Origin of the sequence: Roseococcus sp. YIM B11640 (assembly GCF_049727625.1) — a bacterium.
In the GTDB taxonomy this organism is placed as follows: Bacteria; Pseudomonadota; Alphaproteobacteria; order Acetobacterales; family Acetobacteraceae; genus Roseococcus.
In genome coordinates this window covers 111,161-131,942 of record NZ_JBBJOZ010000004.1, presented here as the reverse complement: position 1 = coordinate 131,942, position 20,782 = coordinate 111,161, and the positions used below count along the sequence as shown (strand labels likewise).

Below are 20,782 nucleotides of genomic sequence, written 5' to 3'. Positions count from 1 at the left end.
AGGCTCCCTCAGTGCGTGCTGCCGTGAATGATGGACCAGATTTTCGGCGCTGTCGCGGGCATCTCGATATGCGTCACGCCATAGTCGCGCAGCGCATCCACGACGGCGTTGATGACGGCCGGCGGCGAGCCAATGGCCCCCACCTCCCCGCAGCCCTTCACGCCCAGTGGATTATGCGTGCAGAGGGTGCTGTGGGTCGCGACGCTAACGGGCGCGAGGTCGTCAGCGCGCGGCATGGTGTAGTCCATCATGGAGGCGCTGATGAGTTGGCCCGCGCCGTCATAGACGCAATTCTCCATGAGAGCCTGGCCCACGCCCTGCGCGACGCCGCCTTGAACCTGCCCCTCTACGATCATCGGGTTGATGACGCGGCCGACGTCATCAACCGCGGTGAAGTTGATGAGCGTGACCTTCCCCGTCTCCTTCTCGATCTCCACCTCGGCGATGTGGCAGCCGCCGGGATAGGTGAAGTTCTTCGGGTCGTAGAAGGCCGTTTCCTCCAGGCCGGGTTCGATCTCGTCGATCGGGTAGTTATGCGGGACGTAGGCCGCGAGGCTGATCTCGGCCAACGCCTTGGACTTGTCGGTGCCTGCGACCCTGAAGGTGCCGCGCTCGAACTCGATGTCGTCCACGCTGGCTTCCATCAGGTGAGCTGCGATTCGCTTGCCCTTGGCGATGATCTTGTCCATCGCCTTGTCCATGGCCGAGCCACCGACCGCCAACGATCGGCTGCCATAGGTGCCCATGCCGAAGGGCACCTTGGCCGTGTCGCCATGCACCACATCCACCTGCGCGACAGAGACACCGAGTTTATCGGCCACCAGCTGCGCGAAGGTTGTCTCGTGACCCTGCCCATGGCTGTGAGCGCCGGTCAGCACGGTGACGCTGCCCGTCGGATGCACGCGGATCGTGCCGACCTCATAGAGACCCGCCCGCGCGCCCAGCGAGCCGACCACGGCGGATGGCGCGATGCCGCAGGCCTCAAGGTATGTGGAGATGCCAATACCGCGCAGCCGGCCCCGCGCCGCCGCCTCCGTTCGCCGTGCTTCGAAGCCCGCCCAGGCAGATGTCTCCAGCGCCTGGCTCAGCGTCGAGAAGTAGTCCCCGCTGTCATATTGCAGGGCGACCGGCGTCTGGTAGGGGAAGGCGTCTGTGGCGATGAAGTTCTTCTTCCTCAGCTCCACCCGGTCAAAGCCACATTGCTTGGCCGCGACGTCCACAAGACGTTCGAGGAGATAGGTCGCCTCCGGGCGGCCGGCGCCGCGATAGGCGTCCACCGGCACGGTGTGGGTGAAGACCGCCTTCACCTCTGCGTAGATCACGGGCGTGGAGTAAACGCCGGCTAGCAGCGTCGCATACAGATAGGTCGGCACGCAGGGTGCGAAGGTCGAGAGATAAGCCCCCATATTGGCCTGGGTCGCGACGTGCAGCGCCAGGAACTTGCCGTCCTTATCGAGGGCAAGCTCCGCGCGCGTCACATGGTCACGACCATGAGCGTCGGACATGAAGGATTCCGTACGGTCGGCCGTCCATTTTACCGCCCTGCCCAGCTTCGCCGCGGCCCAGGTGACAATGGCCTCCTCCGCGTAATGGTAGATCTTGCTGCCGAAGCCGCCGCCCACATCGGGCGCCACCACGCGCAGCTTGCTCTCGGGAATCTGCAGCACGAAGGCGCCCATCAGCAGGCGGATGACGTGCGGATTCTGGCTGGTGGTGTAGAGTGTGTGCTCTCCGGTCGTGGTGTCGTAGTCGCCGACCGCGCTGCGCGGTTCCATGGCATTGGGGACGAGACGGTTGTTTGTCGTCTCGAAGACCACGCGATGCGCGGCATGGGCGAAGGCTGCGTCCACCGCCGCCTTGTCGCCGATATGCCAGTCATAGCAGAGGTTGCCGGCAATATCGTCGTGCACCAGCGGCGCACCCGCTTCGAGACCGGCCGTCGTGGCGGTGACCGCCGGGAGCGCCTGATAGTCGACCTGAATGGCCTCGGCCGCATCGCGCGCTTGGGAACGGGTTTCAGCCACCACCACCGCGACAGGGTCGCCCACATGGCGCACCTTGCCCTCGGCGAGGACCGGATGCTTCGGCTCGGCCATGGGCGAGCCGTCCTTGCTATGGATCTGCCAGCCGCAGGGTAATCCGCCGATACCCGCGAGGTCCGCGCTGGTATAAATGGCCAGCACGCCCGGCATCCCCGCCGCAGCAGATGTATCCACCGCGCCGATGCGCGCATGAGCATGCGGGCTGCGAAGAATCCAGGCATAGGCTTGGCCGGGCCGGTTGATGTCGTCGGTGTATTGGCCCCGGCCCGAAAGGAACCGTAGATCTTCCTTGCGCTTCACGCTGGCACCGATGCCTTCGAACGCCGCCACGTTCATAGCTACCTCCCTGTCCCGCGACTTGGTGTCGCTTGTCTATGTACGGGGATCCGGCGAGCATCCGCCGGATGCAGTAGTAGCGGGCCCAAGGGTTGGGCCCGGCCGCCCTTACTGGGCGGCGGCCGCAATGGTCTCCCGCTTACCGTGCATCACGTCCTGCGCGGCGGCGATGGCCTTCACGATGTTATGGTAGCCGGTGCAGCGGCAGAGATTGCCCTCCAGCCCCTCGCGGATCTCGGCCTCCGACAGGCCCTCGGGATGCTTCTGCACCAGGTCCACGGCGGACATCACCATGCCCGGTGTGCAGAACCCGCACTGTAAGGCGTGGTACTCGCGGAAGGCTTCCTGCATCGGGTGCAGCGTTCCATCGGTCTTCGCCAAGCCCTCGATGGTCGTGACAGAACTTCCCTCACACATCACCGCCAGGGTGGTGCAGGACTTCACGCTGTTGCCGTCGATATGAACGACACATGCACCACACTGGCTGGTATCGCAGCCCACGTGAGTTCCGGTCAGGCGCAGTTTCTCACGTAGCAGCTCTACCAGGAGCGTGCGGCCCTCGACTTCGACCGTGTGCGATTTCCCGTTCACGCTCAGCGTCACCTGCGGCATCGCGCGATCTCCCTGTGTGTTGGCGTCTCAGCTTCCAAGAGTCGTATCTGCCGGGCTCCTCGTCAAGCGTTACGAGGGCGGCAGATCATGCTCCAGAGTAAGGCGGCGGCCTCGCGTCAGCAGTGCCAATAGGCCGAGGACGACGAAGCCGAGCGGCCATATCGTCCAAATGCCGGCCGCCAAAAGCGCGCCGAACATCCCTGCCCCCATCGCCACGTCCGGGTCCTCGGAGGCGATATAGGGCAGGACGACTGCGCAGTTCGAGGCGGACAGGACCAGCATCAACAGGTTGAAGCCGATGAAGGCCCAGTAGCAAATCCGCCCGAAGAGGCTACGCGGCGCTCTGGCGACAAAGGTGACGCGCCTGCCGGACACAGCGAGACCTCAGGCCGTTCCGAGGCTGGCGTCGGTCCGGAAGGCCGTCGGCGTGGCACGGTTGAGCAGCGGGTTCTGCGCCGCCGGCAGATCGTGCAGGTGGCAGGCCGCGAAATGCCCATGGCCGTCGTCCCGCAACTGCGGCTCCTCGGACCGGCACCGGTCGAAGGCATAGGGGCAGCGCGTATGAAATCGGCAGCCCGGCGGGGGCTTGATCGGGCTCGGCACATCGCCCTTGAGCACGATACGCTCCCGCGCCGCACCAGGCTCCGGCACCGGCACGGCGGAGAGCAACGCTTCCGTGTAGGGATGGCGAGGACCGCCGAAGAGCGCGCGACGCTCCGCGACCTCCACGATCTTGCCGAGATACATCACGGCAACGCGATGCGTCATGTGCTCGACGATGGCCAGATCATGGCTGATGAAGAGCATGGCCAGACCAAGCTCCTGCTGGAGATCCTGCAGGAGGTTCACGATCTGCGCCTTCACCGAGACATCCAAGGCCGATACGGCCTCGTCGCAGACGATCACGTCAGGCTCTGCCGCCAGCGCCCGCGCAATGCAGATACGCTGCCGCTGACCACCGGAGAATTCATGCGGCCATCGGTTCACGGCATCGCGCGGCAGCCTAACCTTGTCCATGAGCTGGCCGATACGCTCTTCCAGATCCTTGCTGTCCTTCGCAAGCCCGAAATTCTTGATCGGCTCGGCCAGGATGTCGCGCACCTTCATGCGAGGGTTGAGCGAAGAAAACGGATCCTGGAACACGACCTGGATCTGCCGACGGATCGGCCGGAGCGAACCCGTCGGCATGTCGTCGATCCGCTTGCCGTTCAATACGACCTGGCCCGCCGTGAGCGAGAAAAGCCGTAGCACCGACTTGCCGACCGTGGACTTCCCGCAACCGCTCTCCCCCACCAACGACAAGGTCTCGCCCTTGTCGATATGGAAGGATACGCCGTCGACCGCATACACATAACCAACGGTCCCACCGAGCAGGCCGCCACGAATGGGAAAATGCTTCTTGAGGTCAGCGACCTCGAGGATACGCTCGCCGCTCATCGGCCGCTCCGGATCATTTCAGCAGAAGTCCTCATGCCGCCACCGCGCCCCCAACCGAACCCTCAATGGTGGCGTAGTGGCATGCGGCGATATGGTTGGGCGCCTTCTCCTGCAACGCAGGAGCCACGGCACGGCAGAGGTCGGTAACCTTCGGGCAACGCGTCGCGAAGACGCAGCCTGGGATCTTCTGCTTGAGGCTCGGCACCAGACCCGGGATCTCGGTCAGCCGGCTCGTCTCACCGGTAAGCGAGGAGCCGAGCTTAGGCACAGAGCCAAGCAGGCCCTGCGTGTAAGGATGCTTCGGGTTGCGGAAGAGCTCGACGACCGGCGCCTCCTCGACCTTGCGTCCGGCATACATGACCACCACGCGTTCGGCGACCTCGGCCACTACGCCGAGATCGTGGGTGATGATCACGATGGCCGCACCAACGCTGTTCTTGAGGTCGCGCATCAGATCCAGGATCTGTGCCTGGATGGTGACGTCGAGCGCAGTGGTCGGCTCATCCGCGATCAGCAGCTTCGGATTGCAGGCTAGCGCGATGGCGATCATCACTCGCTGCCGCATGCCGCCCGAGAGCTGATGCGGATACTCGCGCACCCGACGTCCCGGCTCAGGAATGCCTACAAGGCGCAGCATCTCGACCGCGCGCTCCTCGGCCTGCTGCTTCGACATGCCCTGGTGCAGTCGCAGGGTCTCGCCGATCTGTCGCCCGTTGGTGAGCACCGGATTCAGCGATGTCATCGGCTCCTGGAAGATCATGCTGATCTCGTTGCCGCGGATCTGCCGCATCTCCTTGTCGGAGAGCTTGAGCAAGTCACGGCCCTGGAAACGGATGGCTCCAGCCATCTTGCCCGGAGGCTCGGGAATGAGCCGCAGGATGGACATGGCAGTGACGGACTTGCCGCAACCGCTCTCCCCCACGATGGCCAGCGTCTCGCCCGATCGCACATGGAACGATACGCCGTCCACGGCGCGGTTCACGCCATCCATGGTGCGGAAGTGCGTCTGGAGGTTATCCACCTCCAGCAGGATTTGCCGGTTGTCCATCACAGCCTCTTCGCCAGACGGGGATCGATCGCGTCGCGTAGGCCGTCACCCAAAAGGTTGACCGCAAGCACGGTGATCGAGAGGAACACCGCCGGGAAGAAGACGATGTAGGGCTTCACCTGCCAGAGCGCGCGGCCCTCAGCCATGATGTTGCCCCAGGAGGGGATGATCGGCGGCGTACCCGCACCGATGAAGGAGAGAATGGCCTCGGTGATCATCGCCGCTGCGCAGATATAGGTCGCCTGGACCGTGAGCGGCGCCAGGGTGTTAGGCAGAATGTGCTTGAAAATAATCACGATGGTCCGAGTGCCTGACGCGACCGCCGCCTCCACATAGGGCTGCTCTCGCAGGCTCAGCACCACGCCACGCACGAGGCGCGAGACGCGCGGGATCTCCGCAATCGTGATAGCGAGGATGACGTTCTGTACCGAACCCCGCGTCAGGGCCATCAGGGCGATGGCGAGCAGGATCGACGGAATGCTCATCATGCCGTCCATGATGCGCATGATGATGCTGTCGGCTATGCGATTGAAGCCGGAGAGCAGCCCGATGGTAAGACCGATAATCGACGCGCAGATCGCGACCGAAGCGCCGACCAGCAGCGAAACGCGCGAACCGTAAAGCACACGGGAATAGACATCGCGCCCCAGCATGTCGGTGCCAAACCAGTACATGGCTGAGGGTTCGCGGGTACGCCGTGCCGGCGCCAGAGCCGTCGGGTCCACCGTCCAGAAGTAGGGCGCGAAAACCGCGATCGCCAGCATCATCAGCAGCAGGCCGCCGCCGATCGCAATCGTTGGGTAGCGGCGAAGGAAGCCGATGAAGCCGCGCTTGGGTTTGACGTTGGACAGGATATCGGGCTGCGTCGCGGCGACGGCGAGGCCCGGCGGGATCTCGATCCCCGGAGGGAGGGTTGCTGCGCTCAATACCGGATCCTCGGATCAAAGAGGGTGTAGCTGAGGTCAATCAACAGATTCACCAGCACGTAGACGAAGCTGAAGAGCAGAATCACGCCCTGGATTACGGGGTAGTCGCGGCGCAGAATGGCATCCACCGTGAGGCGGCCGAGGCCGGGAATCGCAAAGACGCTCTCCGTCACCACCGCGCCGCCGATCAGGAGGGCGACGCCGATACCCACCACGGTCACGATCGGAACAGCTGCATTCTTCAGAGCGTGCAGGAACAAGATACTGCGCTGGCCCGCGCCCTTGGCGCGCGCAGTGCGGATGTAGTCCTGGCTCAACACTTCGAGCATGGTCGCCCGGGTGATGCGGGCGATCAGAGCGATATACACGCCCCCCAGCGCGATGGCCGGCAGGATCAGGTTCTCGATCCAGGGAAAGAAGCCGTTGGAGAAGGAGGTGTAGCCCTGCACCGGCAGCCAATCGAGCTCCAGCGCGAAGATATAGGCGAGAAGATAACCCACCACGAACACCGGCACCGAGAAGCCGAGCACGGCGAAGGCCATCACCGCACGATCGATGAGCGTGCCCTGTTTCCAGGCCGCGACGACACCCATGGGTATCGCGATGGAAATCGCGAGCAGCAGCGTCACAACCATGAGAGAGAGCGTCGGCTCCACGCGCTGCGCAATCATGGTGCTGACAGGCAGGTTGGTGAAGATCGATGTCCCGAGATCACCGTTCAGGATGTCCCAGGCCCAACTGCCGAAGCGGACGAGGTAAGGCCGATCTAGACCGAGCGAAGCGCGGATGCGCTCCACATCGGCCGGTGTCGCCTGATCCCCTGCGATGACCGCCGCCGGATCGCCCGGCGAGAGGTACAGCAGAGAGAAGACGAAGAGAGCGACGATCGCCATCACTGGGATCGTCGCGAGGATACGTCGGATGATGTATGCCCACATGGTACGCTCTTAAACCAGCACGGTCACGATTTGGAAACACCCCAGAAGAAGGGCAGCGGCCCTTTGACCACGCCCGAGACATTGCGGCGCCAGGCCTGATAGCCAAGGAAAAATCCCGTCGGCGCGTAAACGACGTTCTCGATCGCCTCGCTATTGATCTTATCGAGCGCCGCCTTCTCCGCCGTGGCATTCGGCGCCTCGAACCAGTCGCGCACGCCCTGTTCGACGGACGGAACATCGGGCCAGCCGAACCACGCGTCCTGTCCGTTGGCGCGCACGGCGTTGTAAGCGGCAGGGTTCACGCAATCCGCGCCCGCATGCCAAGTGTGGAACATGCTCCAGCCGCCCTGGTTCGGCGGATTCTTCATGGCACGGCGCTGCCCGGTGGTGCCCCAGTCGGTCGCGACGAAATCGACGTTCATCCCCATCCGCTTCAGCAGATCGGCCGTCACGTCGCCCATTGCCTTGGTGATAGGCTGGTCCTGCGCCACCACGCAAATCACTGGCTCGTTGCGATAGCCGCCTTCCTGCAGCAGTCGCTTCGCAAGGTCGAGGTTGCGGGGTCCTTTCAGGATGTCGCCGCCAGCCTCGGTGTAGCCAGGCGTTCCGGGCGTGAAGAAGCCAGGCAGCGCCTTCCAGAGATTGGCGTCGTCGCCCACCAGGGCACGCATATAGTCTTCCTGGCTCATCGCCGCGAGGACGGCCTGGCGCACCTTCTTCGAGTTGAAGGGTGGGTGCAGGTGGTTCATGCGGAACGAGCCGATATTGCCCAGCGGGTCGGCGATATCGACCATGATGTTGCGGTTGCGCCGCAGGATTGGGATGAGGTCCGTGATGGGGTTCTCCCACCAATCCACTTCCCCGTTCTGGATGGCTGCGGAGGCCGTGGCCGGGTCCGGCATCACCACCCATTCCAGGCGGTCGACCATGATGCGCTTACCGCCGGCGAGCCAGCTCGCGGGCTCGTTGCGCGGGACGTACTGGTCGAATTTTTGAAAGATCGCCTTGGCGCCCGGAACCCACTCATTGCGCACGAAGCGCATGGGGCCGGAGCCCACATATTCTGTGATCTGGGTGAAGGGGTCCGTGCGCGCGATGCGCTCCGGCATGATGAAGCAAATAGGCGTGTTGGTCTTGCCCAGTGCATAGATCAGCTTTGGATACGGCGACTTCAGCACCCAACGGAAGGTCCTGTCGTCAACCGCCACCAGCTCTTGCTGGATGGCGCGGATCATCTGGCCCATCGGGTCGCGCGGCATCCAGCGCGTGATCGAGGCCACGACGTCCTTGGACAGCACAGGCTCACCATCGTGGAACCGCAAGCCCTCGCGCAGCTTGAAAGTCCAGGTGAGGCCATCCTGCGAGGTGGTATGCCCCTCGCACATCTGCGGCCGAGGCTCGAGCTTATCGTTCACGCCATAGAGCGTGTCCCAAACCGCGGCGGACGCATTTCGGACGACGTACTGCGTGCCCCAGATGGGATCGAAATTGGCCAGGTTCGCCTGGGGCACGAAGCGCAGCGTGCGCGCATTCGCACCTTGGCTCAGGGCCGGCCCCGCAAGACCGGTCGTCGCAGCAGCGGCGACGCCCGCCTGCAGAAAGCTTCTACGCTTCATTCCGAAAGTCTCCCGCTTTTTATCCCGGCCTGCCGCCGTGTTGGGCGAAGCCTGCACCACCGTTGGGCAACGCGCCAGCACTACCGCGCTGCACAACGGCCTCTGGCGGGTGCTTTGCACGCGCCGTGCCAAAAGCGGTCAGGCCCGCCGGACCCCCCAGAACAGGGACGATCCGCCCTTGACCACTCCGGTGATGCTCCGCCGCCAGGCCTGCGGCGGCCTGACCAGGCCCAGCGGAATGAACGGGACCTCCTGCCAAGCCGCGCGCTGGATCTCCTGCGCCACCTGAAGGGCCGCCGCCTGATCAGGCGCATCGAACCATTGCTCGCGCAATTCCTCGAGCCGCGGCATGGTCGGCCAGCCAGACCATGCCTGGGCACCGTTTCCGCGGAGCGGCTGGTGGCTGCCCGGGACGGAGACGTCGAGCCCTTCCCAGGTCGTGCAGAAGGCGCTCCAGCCCCCCTGCTCCACCGCGTTCCGGTTGGTGCGGCGCTGGATCTGCGTGCCCCAGTCCATGGCGGGAAAATCGACGTTGAACCCGATCCGCCGCAACAAATCCGCCGCGACTTCCGAAAGGTTCTGGAGGACGGGAAGGTCTGTTGCCGACATCATCACGATGCGCTGCCCGGCATAGGAGCTGGCGCGGAGCGCAGCCCGGGCCGCCTCGAGGCTGCGAGCACCTGAAACGACCTCTAGCCCGGCGTCATTCGCCAGTGGCGTTCCGGGTGTGAAGACGCCCGCGGGAACCACGGACAGCGCCGGATCGGTCCCGATCGCCGCGTCCATGAAGGCGCGCTGATCCACCGCAGGCAGCAGGGCGCGGCGCACCGCCACGTCATCAAACGGTGGATGCAGGAAGTTGAAGCGCAGCACACCCAGGTTGCCGGCTGGGTTCACCACGTCGATCACAATCTCGCGATTGCGGCGCAGCAGGGGCAGAAGGTCCGGCAGCGGCGTCTCCCACCAATCGGCCTCGTTGTTCTGCAGCGCGGCACCAGCGGTCGCGGGGTCCGGCATGATGCGCCATTCGACGCGATCCAGATGAACCTGCTTGGCGCCGGCCAGGAAGTCCGTTGGCTCGGCGCGCGGCGTGTAGCCCGCAAAGCGTTCGTAGACCGCCACATCGCCGGGACGGAACAGGTCCTGCCGGAACCGGAACGGGCCGCTACCCGTCGCGTCGGTGATCTGCGTGAACGGATCGGTCCGAGCCACACGCTCGGGCATGATGGCGCAGATATTCGCAGAGGGCTTGCCCAGTGCCCAGGCGAGTCCAGGCCAGGGCTTCTTCAGCCGGATGCGGATGGTCCGGTCATCCGGCGCGGCCACCTCTTCCGCCAGGGCCGCGAGCCGGCTGCCCAGGATGTCGCGCTTTGACCAGCGCAGGATGGACGCGACGCAGTCCCGCGCGCGCACGGGCTCATTGTCGTGGAAGCGCAGGCCTTCGCGAAGCTTGATGGTCCAGGTCAGGCCACTGTCGGTGATCTCATGGCCCTCGGCCATCTGCGGCCGCACCTGGTAGTCGGCGCCCAACCCGTAGAGGAGGTCATAGACCATCAGCCCATGGTTGCGGACCACGACCGCCGTGCTCCAGACCGGATCGATGCTGGCGAGGTTGGCCTGCGGGATGAACCGCAGGGTTCGCACCGCTTGGCCCTGGGCAAGCGCCGGCGCGCCGAGCAGCGACGCCGCGCCGCCCAACGCTGCCCTTCGCGAGAGCTCCATGGTCCTTACCCTTTGCTGATGTTCCAGAAGACGGTAGCCGGCGCGCGGAACACGCCCTGCACATTCCGGCGCCACACGCTCGGCTGCCAGTAGTAGCCGAGCGGGAGGTAGGACATGACCTCCATGGCGCGGCGGTTGAGCTGCTCGGCAATCTGCCGGCTCTGCGCCGGGTTCTCTGCATCGATCCAGGCCCCGCGCAGCCGCTCAATCTCGGCGTCGTCAGGCCAGCCGAACCAGGCATTGGCGCCGTTTGCGCGCAGGAAGAGGTGAAAGACCGGCATGGTCAGGGACTGGCCGGAGGAGGTGGTGTGGATCACGCTCCAGCCACCGCGCTCCACCGGCTCCTTGCTGGCCCGCCGCTGAATAAGCGTGCCCCAGTCGGCCGAAATAAGCTCGAGATTCATGCCCAGGCGCTGCAGCAGGTCCGCCGTGACCATCGAGAGCGCGTTGATCTGCGGATAATCGCCCGGGGCGATGAGCACGACCTTCTCGTCGCGATAGCCGGCCTCGCGCAGCGCCGCACGTGCGCGCTCCACATTGCGGATCTTCAGGATATCGCTGCCCGCCTCGTTCGCGAGCGGCGTTCCGCAGGTGAAGACGCCCTCGCAGACGCCCCAGCCGCGCGGATCGGTGCCCGCAACGGCGGTGAGGTAGTCCCGCTGGTCCACCGCCATGGCGACAGCGCGGCGGATCGCGGGATTGTTGAAGGGCGGCTGCAGCGTGTTGAAGCGGGCGACGCCATAGGTGCCGTCCAGCAGCCTCTGCTCCACCACCAGGTCACGCGAGCGGCGCATCATCCCGAGCAGGTCGTGCAGCGGGTACTCCCAATAGTCCTGTTCGCCCTGCGTCATGGCGCTGGCGCTGGTCGCGGGGTCTGTGATGACCGTCCACTCCACGCGATCGATGCGGGGCGCGCGGCCACCGGCGAGGCCATCCACCGCTTCCTGCCGCGGAACGTAGCCGTCGTGCTTCGCCCAGACCGCCCTCTGCCCTGGGTTCCACTCATTCGCGACAAAGCGGAAGGGGCCGCTGCCCACCGCCTCGCGAATCTGGGTGAAGGCATCGGTGTTCGCGATGCGCTCAGGCATGACGAAGCAGGGAAACTGCGTCTGCCCCAGCGCCTGGACCAGCAGCGGCACCGGCCTGTGCAGGCGGAAGCGAAACCGCCGGTCATCCAGCGCTTCGATCTCCGCCACATTGGGCTGCAGCACCTGCATGAACGGATCACGCCGCGCCCAGCGCTTGATCGAGGCCACCGCATCCTTGGCGAGCACGCGCTCGCCATCATGGAAGACGAGGCCCGGCCGCAAGGTGAAGGTCCAGGTCAGCTTGTCGTCGGAGACGGTCCAGCTCTCGGCCATCTGCGGCTTGATCTCGCCCTGGCTGTCCTGGGCGCAGATCTGGTCGAAGACGAGGAAGGCGTGGTTGCGGGTGACCACGGCGGTCGTCCAGACCGGATCGAGGCTCGTCAGGTTCGCCTGCGGAATGACGCGCAGCGAGCGTGCCGCCCCGCCCTGCGCGCCCACCACGCGCGGCGCGGCGACACCCGCCGCCGTCGCCGCCAACATGCTCCGACGTTGAATCATGGTTGTACCCTCCTCAGACGCGCCGGATGCCCCAGAACAAGGCCAGGCCCGAGACGCGGTCCTGGAGGTTCGACCGAAGCGCGGTCAACGACTTGTAGGCGCCGACCGGGATGTAGGGCAGCTCGTCCAGCGCCACCGTCTGCATTTCGCGCGCGATGGACTTCTCGGCGTCGAGGTTCGGCGCATCGAACCAGGAGTCGCGCAGCTCCTCCAGGCGCGGAATGTTGGGCCAGCCGAACCAGGCGCCATCGCCATTGCCGCGCAGCGGGAAATGGGCCGCCGGGTTCACGAAGTCGAAGGACGAGAAGGAGGTGAAGAGCATGCTCCAGCCCCCCCGCTCCACCGGCTCACGCGAGGTGCGGCGCTGTACGGTCGTGCCCCAGTCGGTCAGCACGATATCGGCATTGAGGCCCAGGCGCCGGACGAGATCCGCGCCCACCTGCGTCATGGCCGAAGGCGCAAGGATGTCCGTCGGACCGATCAGCCGCATGGGCTGGTTGGTGTAGCCGGCGGCGCGCAGCAGCTCCTTGGCGCGGTCGATGCTTCGCGGGCCGTTCAGTACCGACATGCCCACATCGTTCGCAAGCGGCGTGCCCGGGGTGAAAATCCCGCAATTGGCGACATAGTTCTGCGGCTCGTCACCCACCACAGCAGCCATGAAGTCGGCCTGGGTGATGGCGGGCAGCAACGCCTGCCGCAGCTTCTTGTCGTTGAACGGCGGATGCAAATGGTTGAAGCGCAGGATGCCCGTCAACGGCAGCGGATCGATGGCCTCGATCTTGACCTGCCGGTTGCGCTTCAGAAGCTGCTGGATTTCCGGCGGCGGCTGCTCGTACCAGTCGATCTCGCCCGTCTGCAGCGCGGCCGCCGAGGTCGCTGCGTCGACGATGATGTTCCACTCGACGCGGTCGAAATGCACGACCTTCGGTCCCGCCGTAAGGCTTGTTGTGCCGTTAGGCACGGGCACGTAATCGCCAAACTTCGTATAGACGACCCGGCTACCGGAATTGAACTCGTCCGCCTTGAAGACGAACGGCCCGCTGCCGATCGCCTCACGCACCTGCTGGAAGGGGTCGGTCTTGGCCAGGCGCTCCGGCATCACGAAGGCCGGGCTATTGGAGACCTGGGCGAGCGCCGAGAAGAGTAACGGGAACGGCCGCTTGAGGCGGAAGCGCAGGCGCTTGTCGTCCACCACCTCCACCGCGTCCGTCACGGTGGCGAGCTTCTGGCCCATCGGGTTGCGGCGCATCCAACGCGTGAGGCTCGGCACCACGTCACTGGCGCGCACCGGCTCGCCATCATGGAACTTGAGGCCATCGCGCAGCGTGATGGTGATGAGCTTTCCCTCATCCTCCACCACATGGCCCGCTGCCATCTGCGGCGAGATCTCGAAATTCGCATTCACGCCGTACAGCGTGTCGTAGATCATGTGCCCGTGGTTGCGGGTGATGTTGGCCGTGGTCCAGATCGGATCGAGGCTCGTGAGGTTGGCCTGCGGGACCATCTTCAGCACACGATTCTGCGCGGGCTGCGCGAGCGCGGGGCCCGCCAGCGTCGCCGCGGCCGCGCCGGCGAAAAGGTCGCGTCGTTTCATGGTGCAGGTCCCCTTCAATCAAGCGGCGCAAGTTGCTCGTGGGGGCCGCAGCCGGTCAAGCCGATAACGGCAGCGAGGATAAATCGAAACGCAGCCGCGATATATGCCTTTCGCCATCGCCATGCTGGACAGGAAGGGCTCCCCGGGTTCTGCTGCAGAAAAATACAACCGGGGATGGAAAGCCATGCAACGCCGGACCCTGCTGGCCGCACCTTTGTTCGCACCTGCAGTGCTTCATGCGCAGTCCCTGCAGGAGCGCCCGGTGCGGCTCATCGTGCCCTACTCCGCCGGGGGGGTGGCGGACACGGTCGCGCGCATCCTTCAGCCGCGCCTGACCGAGGAACTCGGCCAGCCGCTGATCGTGGAAAACCGGACCGGCGCCGCGGGCGCCATCGGCGCCGGCTATGTTGCGCAGGCGGCACCGGACGGGCACACGCTGCTGCTTGAGGGCGCAACCTCGATCACCGGGCCGCTGGCGAACCGCTCACTGCCCTTCGACTACGGCGCCATGCCCATCGTCGGGCAGATCACGGCCGCACCCTACGTGTTGGGCATCCGCGCGGGCTTCCCCGGCGAGGATCTCCGCGCCTTCCTGGCGGAGGCGCACCGGCGCCCGGGCGAGGTTACCTTCGGCACGCCAGGCATCGCCCATATCGGCCACCTGATGGGCGAGCTTCTTCAGCAGCTCAGCGGCGTCCGGCTGGAGCACGTGCCTTTCCGTGGGGGAGCGGACGCGGCGCGGGAGGTGACGGGCGGACGCATCGACGCCTGCATCATCAGCGAGAGCAGCTTCAACCCTGTCATGAGGGCCGAGCGCGGACGGCCCATAGGCGTTACGGGTGGTGCCCGCCGCCCCAACCTGCCCGAGGTTCCCGCCATTGGCGAAGTAGTGCCGGGGTATGAGCTCGCGACCTGGATGATGATCTTCTCGCCGCCCGGCACACCCATGCCGTTGCGGCAACGGCTGTCACGCGGATTCGCCGCCGCGGTGACCGACCCCGCCCTGCGCGAGCGGATCGACCAGAGCGGCAACGATCCCGCCAGCAAGGGGCCAGAGGAGGCCACGGCCTATTGGCGCAGCGAGCGCGAAAAGCTGACCGCGCTGATGAGGCGGGCAGGCCTCGCAGGATAGTTGCGAGGGTGGGGTTGTGGCGCGAACCGGGTTTCGCTAATGGAGCGCCCATCGGGCACGTAGCTCAGCGGGAGAGCACCACCTTGACACGGTGGGGGTCACAGGTTCAATCCCTGTCGTGCCCACCACGGCCCTTCGCCGTGGACCTAATACCCTGACAATCCAACAAATTCGTCGCCGCCTCAGAAGGTCGGTGGCGCATCCTCGTCCGCGCCCATGTCGGGCATCGGGACCTCGATCCGCACGCTGGCGGGGTCCACGCCCGGCCCCTTCTGGATCCAGTAAGTGACGCTCTGCGGCCAGAAGATCACGACGGCGACCAGGATCAACTGCAGAAACACCCAGGGAATTGCACCCCAGTAGATATCACTGGACCGGACCTCCTTCGGCGCGATGCCACGCAGATAAAAGAGCGCAAAGCCGAAGGGCGGATGCATGAAGCTCGTCTGCATGTTCACGCAAAGGAGCACGCCAAACCAAACCAGATCGATTCCGAGCTTGGCCGCGACCGGTGCCAGCAGGGGGATCACGATAAAGGCGATCTCGAAGAAATCGAGGAAGAAGGCCAAGAAGAAGATGAAAACATTAACGAAGATCAGAAAGCCCGTCTGACCCGCCGGGATGTGGGAGAGCAGATGCTCGATCCAGAGCCCGCCATCCACGCCCTGGAACACCAGGCTGAATACCGTCGATCCGACCAGGATAAAAATCACCATGGCGGTGATCCGCATCGTGCTTTCCATGGCCTGGTAGAGAAGCCTCCAGGAAAAGCGGCGGTTGATGATCGCCAGCACGATGGCGCCGACGGCACCCATGGCCCCCGCTTCGGTCGGGGTGGCGAGGCCGAGGAAAATGGTGCCCAGCACCAGGAAGATCAGGACGATGGAGGGCACCATGCCGCGCGCCACGCGCCAGATCAGAGACCAGCCTCGCTGCGTTAGCGCTTCGTCCGGCAGGGGCGGCACCTTGTTCGGCGCGAAGATCGAGACGCCGGCGATGAAACCCAGGAACAGCAAGATCTGCAGGATCGAGGGCCCGATGGCACCCGCGTACATATCGCCGACAGAGCGCCCCAGCTGGTCGCCCAGGATAATCAGCACCAGCGAGGGCGGAATGACCTGGGTGATGGTGCCCGAGGCCGCGATCACGCCCGTCGCGATGCGCATGTCATAGCCATAGCGCATCATGATGGGCAGGGAGATCATGCCCATGGCGATGACGCTTGCGGCGACCGTGCCAGTGATGGCGCCCAGTACAGCGCCGACCAGGATCACGGCATAGGCCAAACCGCCCGGGATCTTGCCGAAGAGCTGCCCGGTCCCTTCCAGCAGGTCCTCCGCCAGTCCGCAGCGCTCCAGAATCGCCCCCATGAGCGTGAAGAAGGGGATGGAGAGCAGCAGGTCGTTCGACATGATGCCGAAGATCCGCAGCGGCAGGTTCCCGAGGTAAGCTGTGGTGAAGAAGCCGAGCTCGATCGACAGGAAGCCGAAGAAAAGACCCACGGCGGCAAGGCTGAAGGCGACCGGAAAGCCGACCAGCAGGAAGACCACCAGCCCGCCGAACATCAGCGGCGGCATGAGTTCGAGGTTCATGCGCCGTGTCCTATTGTTCGGGCCTTGCGTATTCGGCGACCAGTTCGACTTCCTCGGCGCCCGCGCCGCACAAGGCCGCGACGCGCTTGATCAACTCCGACACGCCCTGCAGGAAGATGAGGGCAAAGCCGACGGGCAGGATAAGCTTGACGGGCCAGCGCAGGAGACCGCCGGCGTTCGACGACGTCTCATGCCGAAGCAGACTGTCCAGGAAGAAGGGCCACGTCATCCAGGCCAATAGGGCCATCGCCGGGCCCAGGAAGAAGATCAACCCTCCGACATCCACCCAGAGCCGGGCGCGCGGCGAGAGGTTTCCGTAGACCAGGTCCACCCGCACATGCTCGTTTCTGTGCAGGGTATAGGCGGCCCCCAGCATCACGATCACCGTGAAGAGATACCACTGCACCTCCAGCCAGGCATTGGAGCTGTAGGAAAGGAGATAGCGGACCCCCGCATTCCCCGCGCTGACCAGACAAGAGATCAGCACGGCCCAGACGGCCAGCCGACTGACCATCCGGTTCAACACGTCGATCGCATGACTGACGCCGAGGAGTCCGCCCATATCCCGCCTCCCGGCTCAGCGCCGCTGCTGCTCCTGGGCCTGCATCAGATAATTGAAGCTATCGAAGGTATTCTCCGCGACCCGGAACCAGGGAAGCGTCTGCTCGCGGAAAGCCTTCTGGTGCTCGTAGATCTTCTTGAACAAGGGGTTGGACGCCGAAGTCTCATCGTAGAGCTCGTTGGCCGCACGGTAGCAGGCTTCGAGTACCGGCCGTGGGAAAGGCCGGAGCTGGGTACCGGCACCGATCAGCCGGCGCAGCGCCTGCGGGTTCACCACGTCATACTTCGCGATGGTCTCGATGGTCGCGTCGCGGCAGGCGCTCTCCAAGGCTTCCTTGTAGAGTTGCGGCAGTGCGTCGAACTTCTGCTTGTTGCTGTAGAACGAAAGGTTGAGGCCACCTTCCCACCAGCCGGGGTAGTAGTAGTAGGGCGCGACGCGGTTGAAGCCGAGCTTCTCGTCGTCATAGGGGCCAACCCATTCCGCCGCATCGATCGTGCCGCGCTCCAGCGCCGGATAGATGTCGCCGCCCGCGATCTGTTGGGGCACGACGCCAAGCTTGGCGAGCACATTGCCGGCGAATCCGCCGACCCGGAACTTCAGGCCGCGCAGGTCCTCCGGCGTGCGGATCTCCCGCCGGAACCAGCCGCCCATCTGCGCACCGGTGTTGCCGGCAGGCATGGAGACGATGTTCATCGGATCGAAGAATTCGCGCAAAATCTGCCGACCGCCGCCGTGCTCCATCCAGGCGTTGAGCTGACGGAAGTTGAAGCCGAAGGGCCAGGTGGCGTCGAAGGTGAAGGTCGGATCCTTACCGACGAAGTAGTAGGAGGCGGTATGGCCGCAATCCACCGTGCCGCCCGTCACCGCATTCGCGACCTCCAGGGCGGGAACCAACTCCCCAGCACCGAAGACCCGGATCTGGAACTTGTTGTCGGTCAGGGCAGCGACGCGCTTTGCAACATGCTCGCCGGCGCCGAAGATCGTATCGAGGGATTTGGGGAAGGAGGATGCGCAGCGCCAGCGCACTTCCGGCATGCTCTGCGCCACGGCTGGGGCTGCGAGCGCCACCGCACCAAGGGCACCCACGGCTGATCCAGCCACCATATTTCGACGGTTCATGGAGGTTTCCTTAGAGTTCCGTTCCACCTAAAGGTGGAATCATTACGCTTTCCTCCATACGCCATGAAATTTCGTCGCGTAAGGTCCCCTGCCCTATTTTGCCGACAAGTGCTCGCGGAGCCGTGGCATCAATTCTACGAGGTTGCACGGCCGGAAGCGCGCATCCAGTTGCCAGACCAGGATATCGTCCCACGCGTCCTTGCAGGCGCCCGTACTGCCGGGCAGCGCGAACAGATAGGTCCCGCCGGCGACACCGCCCAAGGCCCGCGACTGGATCGTCGAAGTGCCGATCTTCTGGTAGCTGAGCATCCGGAAGAGCTCACCGAAACCGGTAATCTCCTTCTCCAGCACCCGGCCGAAGGCCTCCGGCGTCACATCACGGCCCGTGATGCCCGTACCCCCGGTCGTGATGACGCAATCCACCTCCGGATCATCAATCCAGGTGAGCAGCTTCACCTCAATGAGGGCCGCGTCGTCCCTGCATATTTCTCGCGCCACGCACCGATGGCCGGCGGCCTCGATTCGGGACACCAGGGTTTCCCCGGAACGGTCGGAGACCAGATCACGCGTGTCGCTCACCGTCAGGACGGCGATGTTGACGGGAACGAAGGCGCGTTCGGGATCGATGGGCATGGGCGCTCCTGGCGGCCGATGGGGCCGCCCGGTACTAGTTGGCGCGGGCGGGCCTCTGCCGCAACATCGCCGTCACCTCTTCCGTGTTGGGAAAGGAGGGGAAATTGCCGCCGGCGATCTGGTCGAGCGAGGGCGTCGCCAGGCCCAGCCGGTTGGCGTAGATCCAGCTGAACGTCAGCACACGGCTGACGAAGGCCCGTGTCTCGTTGATCGGAATGCTCTCGATGAAGAGCAGCGGGTCGGCCCTATGCCGGGTGGAAGGCAGCCAGCGGGACAGGTTGCCGGGCCCGGCATTGTAGGCGGCCAGGACCCGGATCAGGTCACCCCGCACCACCTCGTGCCGGACGAGGTACTGGATGTAGCGCTGGCCGATCTCAAGGCTGAAACCCGGATCATGCAAGCGATCCGCGCCCTCGCCACGAAGCGATGGGTCATTGGCCACGTAGCTCGCGGTCGCAGGCATGATCTGGAGGATACCCCGAGCGCCAGAGCGGCTGTTCACCGCCGAGGGGTCGAAGCGGCTTTCCTGCAAGGCCAGCGCGTAGAGCAGCGACGGGTCCATGCGATAGCCGCCATTGGGCATCAGGACCGGCAGCGGGAAGCGCGCGTTGTCCCGCGGGCGCCCGTCATCGCCTTGCGCCAGAACCGCAACCTGCTGGGCCAGCGCCGTCAGACCCGCCTGCTGAGCGACGCTCAAAATTCCCTGGACAATCTGGGTGTTGTTCCGGGTGCGGCGCAGGAGGAGGCGGAGCTCCGCTTCCGCGCGCGCCTTCTGACCAACCTGAAGCAGCGCCAGCGCCCGCCAGCCACCGGCCGTTTCCGCGACCTGCTGGGCGTGGGATTCATTCGCCACGTCACGCTCCCACACCAGGCCGGGCGGCAGGCCCAAACTGCGGCGCGCGATCATGCCATAGAAGGTGCGCGGCTCTTGGGCGGCTTGGAGCATCCAAGGCACATATTGATGAGGCCGGCGAGCGCGCACGGCCGAGCGCGCGGTCCAGAAGGCGGCGGCGGCGCGCAGGGTCGGCGGGGCCTTGTCGTTGCGCGCGGCCCGCTCGAAGGCGGCCTGCGCCGTCTCGAACTGCTCCGCGCCCCAGGCGGCGAGCCCCGCCTGGTAGGCCGCAAAGGCATTATGCGGCGCCGCCCGCATCGCCTCCTGCGCCAGCTGCAACGCATCGGCGTCGCGGCCCAGGCGAAAGAGCGTCTGAGACATCTCGGCCTTGAGCTGGGCGAGATAGGCAGCCGTCAGACCCCGCCGGCCCGCGATCAGTGCCAGGGCGCCGTCGAGGTTACCCTCGTTCAGCCGCGCCTGGACCTGTCGCTCCAGCCCGCTGTCACGCCGCAGGGGTGGAGCCCCCGGCGAGCGGTCTTCCGGCAACTCGTCGACCATCTGATCGAGGGGGTTGGGTGGCGGTGGGGCGGAAGCGCCGCGGGGCAGTTTCGCCACCAGGGCTTCATGCACCGCCGGCGCATCCGACAGATCGGAGAAATCGCCGAGCCAAGCCTGGAGCTCGTAGACGGTGGCCTCGCCGCGCAGATACCGGTCGGCGAGGAGGTGCCCCATCAGCCGGCGATCATCCAGCCGCTCGGACTCTCGCACGGCGAGAGCCACGTCGCCTTGCGCCTGCGCTTCGAAAGCGCGGCGGAGCCGGCCAGCGTCTGCTGCGGCGAGGGGCTGTGGAAGCCCGGTGTTTCGCGTTCGAGCCCGCGCCGAGGATGACGCGGCCTGTTCGGAGGCCCGCTGAGCGGTGGCCGGAGCAAGTCCGGCGCCGAGAAGGAAAAACCCGGCAAGGAAGCCGGGCAAAAGGCGGGCCATGGGGCAGATCGCTCGCATGACCAGCCACCGGTTAGCCTAGTCCTGCACAGACTGGCAAGCCACGAAATGAT

General features: G+C 65.3%; 17 protein-coding genes and 1 tRNA gene. 2 read left to right on the top strand and 16 right to left on the bottom strand.

From position 1 onward, the window contains the following. Positions 1–8 precede the first annotated feature (8 nt). The 11 genes from WJM96_RS17035 to WJM96_RS16985 all read right to left on the bottom strand — a co-directional run bounded on the left by WJM96_RS17035 (position 9) and on the right by WJM96_RS16985 (position 13,857). Positions 9–2,378: a xanthine dehydrogenase family protein molybdopterin-binding subunit gene (locus tag WJM96_RS17035; protein ID WP_424813730.1), complete on the bottom strand. Its 2,370-nt coding sequence runs from the start codon at positions 2,376–2,378 to the stop codon at positions 9–11. Between the two features lie 108 nt (positions 2,379–2,486). Next, entirely contained in the window at positions 2,487–2,990 is a 504-nt protein-coding gene (locus tag WJM96_RS17030) for a (2Fe-2S)-binding protein (RefSeq protein WP_424813729.1), read from the bottom strand. Positions 2,991–3,059: 69 nt separating this feature from the next. Beyond that, entirely contained in the window at positions 3,060–3,365 is a 306-nt protein-coding gene (locus WJM96_RS17025; RefSeq protein ID WP_424813728.1) for a hypothetical protein, read from the bottom strand. A gap of 9 nt (positions 3,366–3,374) precedes the next feature. Then, a complete protein-coding gene (locus tag WJM96_RS17020; protein WP_424813727.1) occupies positions 3,375–4,427 on the bottom strand; it encodes an ABC transporter ATP-binding protein in 1,053 nt (350 codons plus the stop codon). A gap of 31 nt (positions 4,428–4,458) precedes the next feature. Next, positions 4,459–5,475, bottom strand: coding sequence for an ABC transporter ATP-binding protein (locus WJM96_RS17015; RefSeq protein ID WP_424813726.1), 1,017 nt, complete (start codon positions 5,473–5,475; stop codon positions 4,459–4,461). Further along, positions 5,475–6,401: an ABC transporter permease gene (locus tag WJM96_RS17010; RefSeq protein WP_424813725.1), complete on the bottom strand. Its 927-nt coding sequence runs from the start codon at positions 6,399–6,401 to the stop codon at positions 5,475–5,477. The genes WJM96_RS17015 and WJM96_RS17010 overlap by 1 nt, the downstream gene beginning before the upstream one ends. Then, complete coding sequence (locus WJM96_RS17005; RefSeq protein WP_424813724.1) at positions 6,398–7,339, bottom strand: ABC transporter permease; 942 nt, start codon at positions 7,337–7,339, stop codon at positions 6,398–6,400. The genes WJM96_RS17010 and WJM96_RS17005 overlap by 4 nt, the downstream gene beginning before the upstream one ends. A gap of 23 nt (positions 7,340–7,362) precedes the next feature. Continuing rightward, positions 7,363–8,955 carry an ABC transporter substrate-binding protein gene (locus WJM96_RS17000; RefSeq protein WP_424814035.1) on the bottom strand — a complete coding sequence of 531 codons (1,593 nt, stop codon included), beginning with the start codon at positions 8,953–8,955 and terminating at the stop codon, positions 7,363–7,365. A gap of 138 nt (positions 8,956–9,093) precedes the next feature. Beyond that, positions 9,094–10,677 carry an ABC transporter substrate-binding protein gene (locus WJM96_RS16995; RefSeq protein ID WP_424813723.1) on the bottom strand — a complete coding sequence of 528 codons (1,584 nt, stop codon included), beginning with the start codon at positions 10,675–10,677 and terminating at the stop codon, positions 9,094–9,096. Positions 10,678–10,682: 5 nt separating this feature from the next. Further along, positions 10,683–12,263 (bottom strand): ABC transporter substrate-binding protein, encoded by a 1,581-nt coding sequence (locus tag WJM96_RS16990; protein WP_424813722.1) that lies wholly within the window; start codon positions 12,261–12,263, stop codon positions 10,683–10,685. Positions 12,264–12,276: 13 nt separating this feature from the next. Further along, the gene (locus tag WJM96_RS16985; protein ID WP_424813721.1) at positions 12,277–13,857 is read right to left on the bottom strand and encodes an ABC transporter substrate-binding protein; all 1,581 of its coding nucleotides are present in this window, start codon (positions 13,855–13,857) and stop codon (positions 12,277–12,279) included. 184 nt (positions 13,858–14,041) lie between these two features. Here WJM96_RS16985 and WJM96_RS16980 point away from each other — a divergent pair, with 184 nt between their 5' ends. Continuing rightward, entirely contained in the window at positions 14,042–14,989 is a 948-nt protein-coding gene (locus tag WJM96_RS16980; protein WP_424813720.1) for a Bug family tripartite tricarboxylate transporter substrate binding protein, read from the top strand. Positions 14,990–15,042: 53 nt separating this feature from the next. Further along, positions 15,043–15,117: transfer RNA gene (locus WJM96_RS16975), tRNA-Val, on the top strand. Between the two features lie 54 nt (positions 15,118–15,171). On the opposite strand, the gene WJM96_RS16970 is transcribed toward WJM96_RS16975, so the two are convergent. From WJM96_RS16970 to WJM96_RS16950, 5 genes are all read right to left on the bottom strand, one after another. Further along, on the bottom strand, positions 15,172–16,581 hold the full coding sequence (locus WJM96_RS16970) for a TRAP transporter large permease (RefSeq protein WP_424813719.1): 1,410 nt from the start codon (positions 16,579–16,581) through the stop codon (positions 15,172–15,174). Positions 16,582–16,591: 10 nt separating this feature from the next. Next, positions 16,592–17,143, bottom strand: coding sequence for a TRAP transporter small permease subunit (locus WJM96_RS16965; RefSeq protein WP_424813718.1), 552 nt, complete (start codon positions 17,141–17,143; stop codon positions 16,592–16,594). 15 nt (positions 17,144–17,158) lie between these two features. Further along, positions 17,159–18,262 (bottom strand): TRAP transporter substrate-binding protein, encoded by a 1,104-nt coding sequence (locus tag WJM96_RS16960; RefSeq protein WP_424813717.1) that lies wholly within the window; start codon positions 18,260–18,262, stop codon positions 17,159–17,161. Between the two features lie 93 nt (positions 18,263–18,355). Then, positions 18,356–18,895: a molybdenum cofactor biosynthesis protein B gene (gene moaB, locus WJM96_RS16955; protein WP_424813716.1), complete on the bottom strand. Its 540-nt coding sequence runs from the start codon at positions 18,893–18,895 to the stop codon at positions 18,356–18,358. 34 nt (positions 18,896–18,929) lie between these two features. After that, positions 18,930–20,507 carry a transglycosylase SLT domain-containing protein gene (locus tag WJM96_RS16950; RefSeq protein ID WP_424813715.1) on the bottom strand — a complete coding sequence of 526 codons (1,578 nt, stop codon included), beginning with the start codon at positions 20,505–20,507 and terminating at the stop codon, positions 18,930–18,932. Between the last annotated feature and the right edge of the window lie 275 nt (positions 20,508–20,782).

Bases quoted from the DNA above. Each gene is read 5' to 3' on its own strand.
- WJM96_RS17035 (WP_424813730.1), bottom strand. From the start codon at position 2,378: ATGAACGTGGCGGCGTTCGAAGGCATCGGTGCCAGCGTGAAGCGCAAG.
- WJM96_RS17030 (WP_424813729.1), bottom strand. From the start codon at position 2,990: ATGCCGCAGGTGACGCTGAGCGTGAACGGGAAATCGCACACGGTCGAA.
- WJM96_RS17020 (WP_424813727.1), bottom strand. From the start codon at position 4,427: ATGAGCGGCGAGCGTATCCTCGAGGTCGCTGACCTCAAGAAGCATTTT.
- WJM96_RS17015 (WP_424813726.1), bottom strand. From the start codon at position 5,475: ATGGACAACCGGCAAATCCTGCTGGAGGTGGATAACCTCCAGACGCAC.
- WJM96_RS17005 (WP_424813724.1), bottom strand. From the start codon at position 7,339: ATGTGGGCATACATCATCCGACGTATCCTCGCGACGATCCCAGTGATG.
- WJM96_RS17000 (WP_424814035.1), bottom strand. From the start codon at position 8,955: ATGAAGCGTAGAAGCTTTCTGCAGGCGGGCGTCGCCGCTGCTGCGACG.
- WJM96_RS16995 (WP_424813723.1), bottom strand. From the start codon at position 10,677: ATGGAGCTCTCGCGAAGGGCAGCGTTGGGCGGCGCGGCGTCGCTGCTC.
- WJM96_RS16990 (WP_424813722.1), bottom strand. From the start codon at position 12,263: ATGATTCAACGTCGGAGCATGTTGGCGGCGACGGCGGCGGGTGTCGCC.
- WJM96_RS16985 (WP_424813721.1), bottom strand. From the start codon at position 13,857: ATGAAACGACGCGACCTTTTCGCCGGCGCGGCCGCGGCGACGCTGGCG.
- WJM96_RS16980 (WP_424813720.1), top strand. From the start codon at position 14,042: ATGCAACGCCGGACCCTGCTGGCCGCACCTTTGTTCGCACCTGCAGTG.
- WJM96_RS16970 (WP_424813719.1), bottom strand. From the start codon at position 16,581: ATGAACCTCGAACTCATGCCGCCGCTGATGTTCGGCGGGCTGGTGGTC.
- WJM96_RS16965 (WP_424813718.1), bottom strand. From the start codon at position 17,143: ATGGGCGGACTCCTCGGCGTCAGTCATGCGATCGACGTGTTGAACCGG.
- WJM96_RS16960 (WP_424813717.1), bottom strand. From the start codon at position 18,262: ATGAACCGTCGAAATATGGTGGCTGGATCAGCCGTGGGTGCCCTTGGT.
- moaB (WP_424813716.1), bottom strand. From the start codon at position 18,895: ATGCCCATCGATCCCGAACGCGCCTTCGTTCCCGTCAACATCGCCGTC.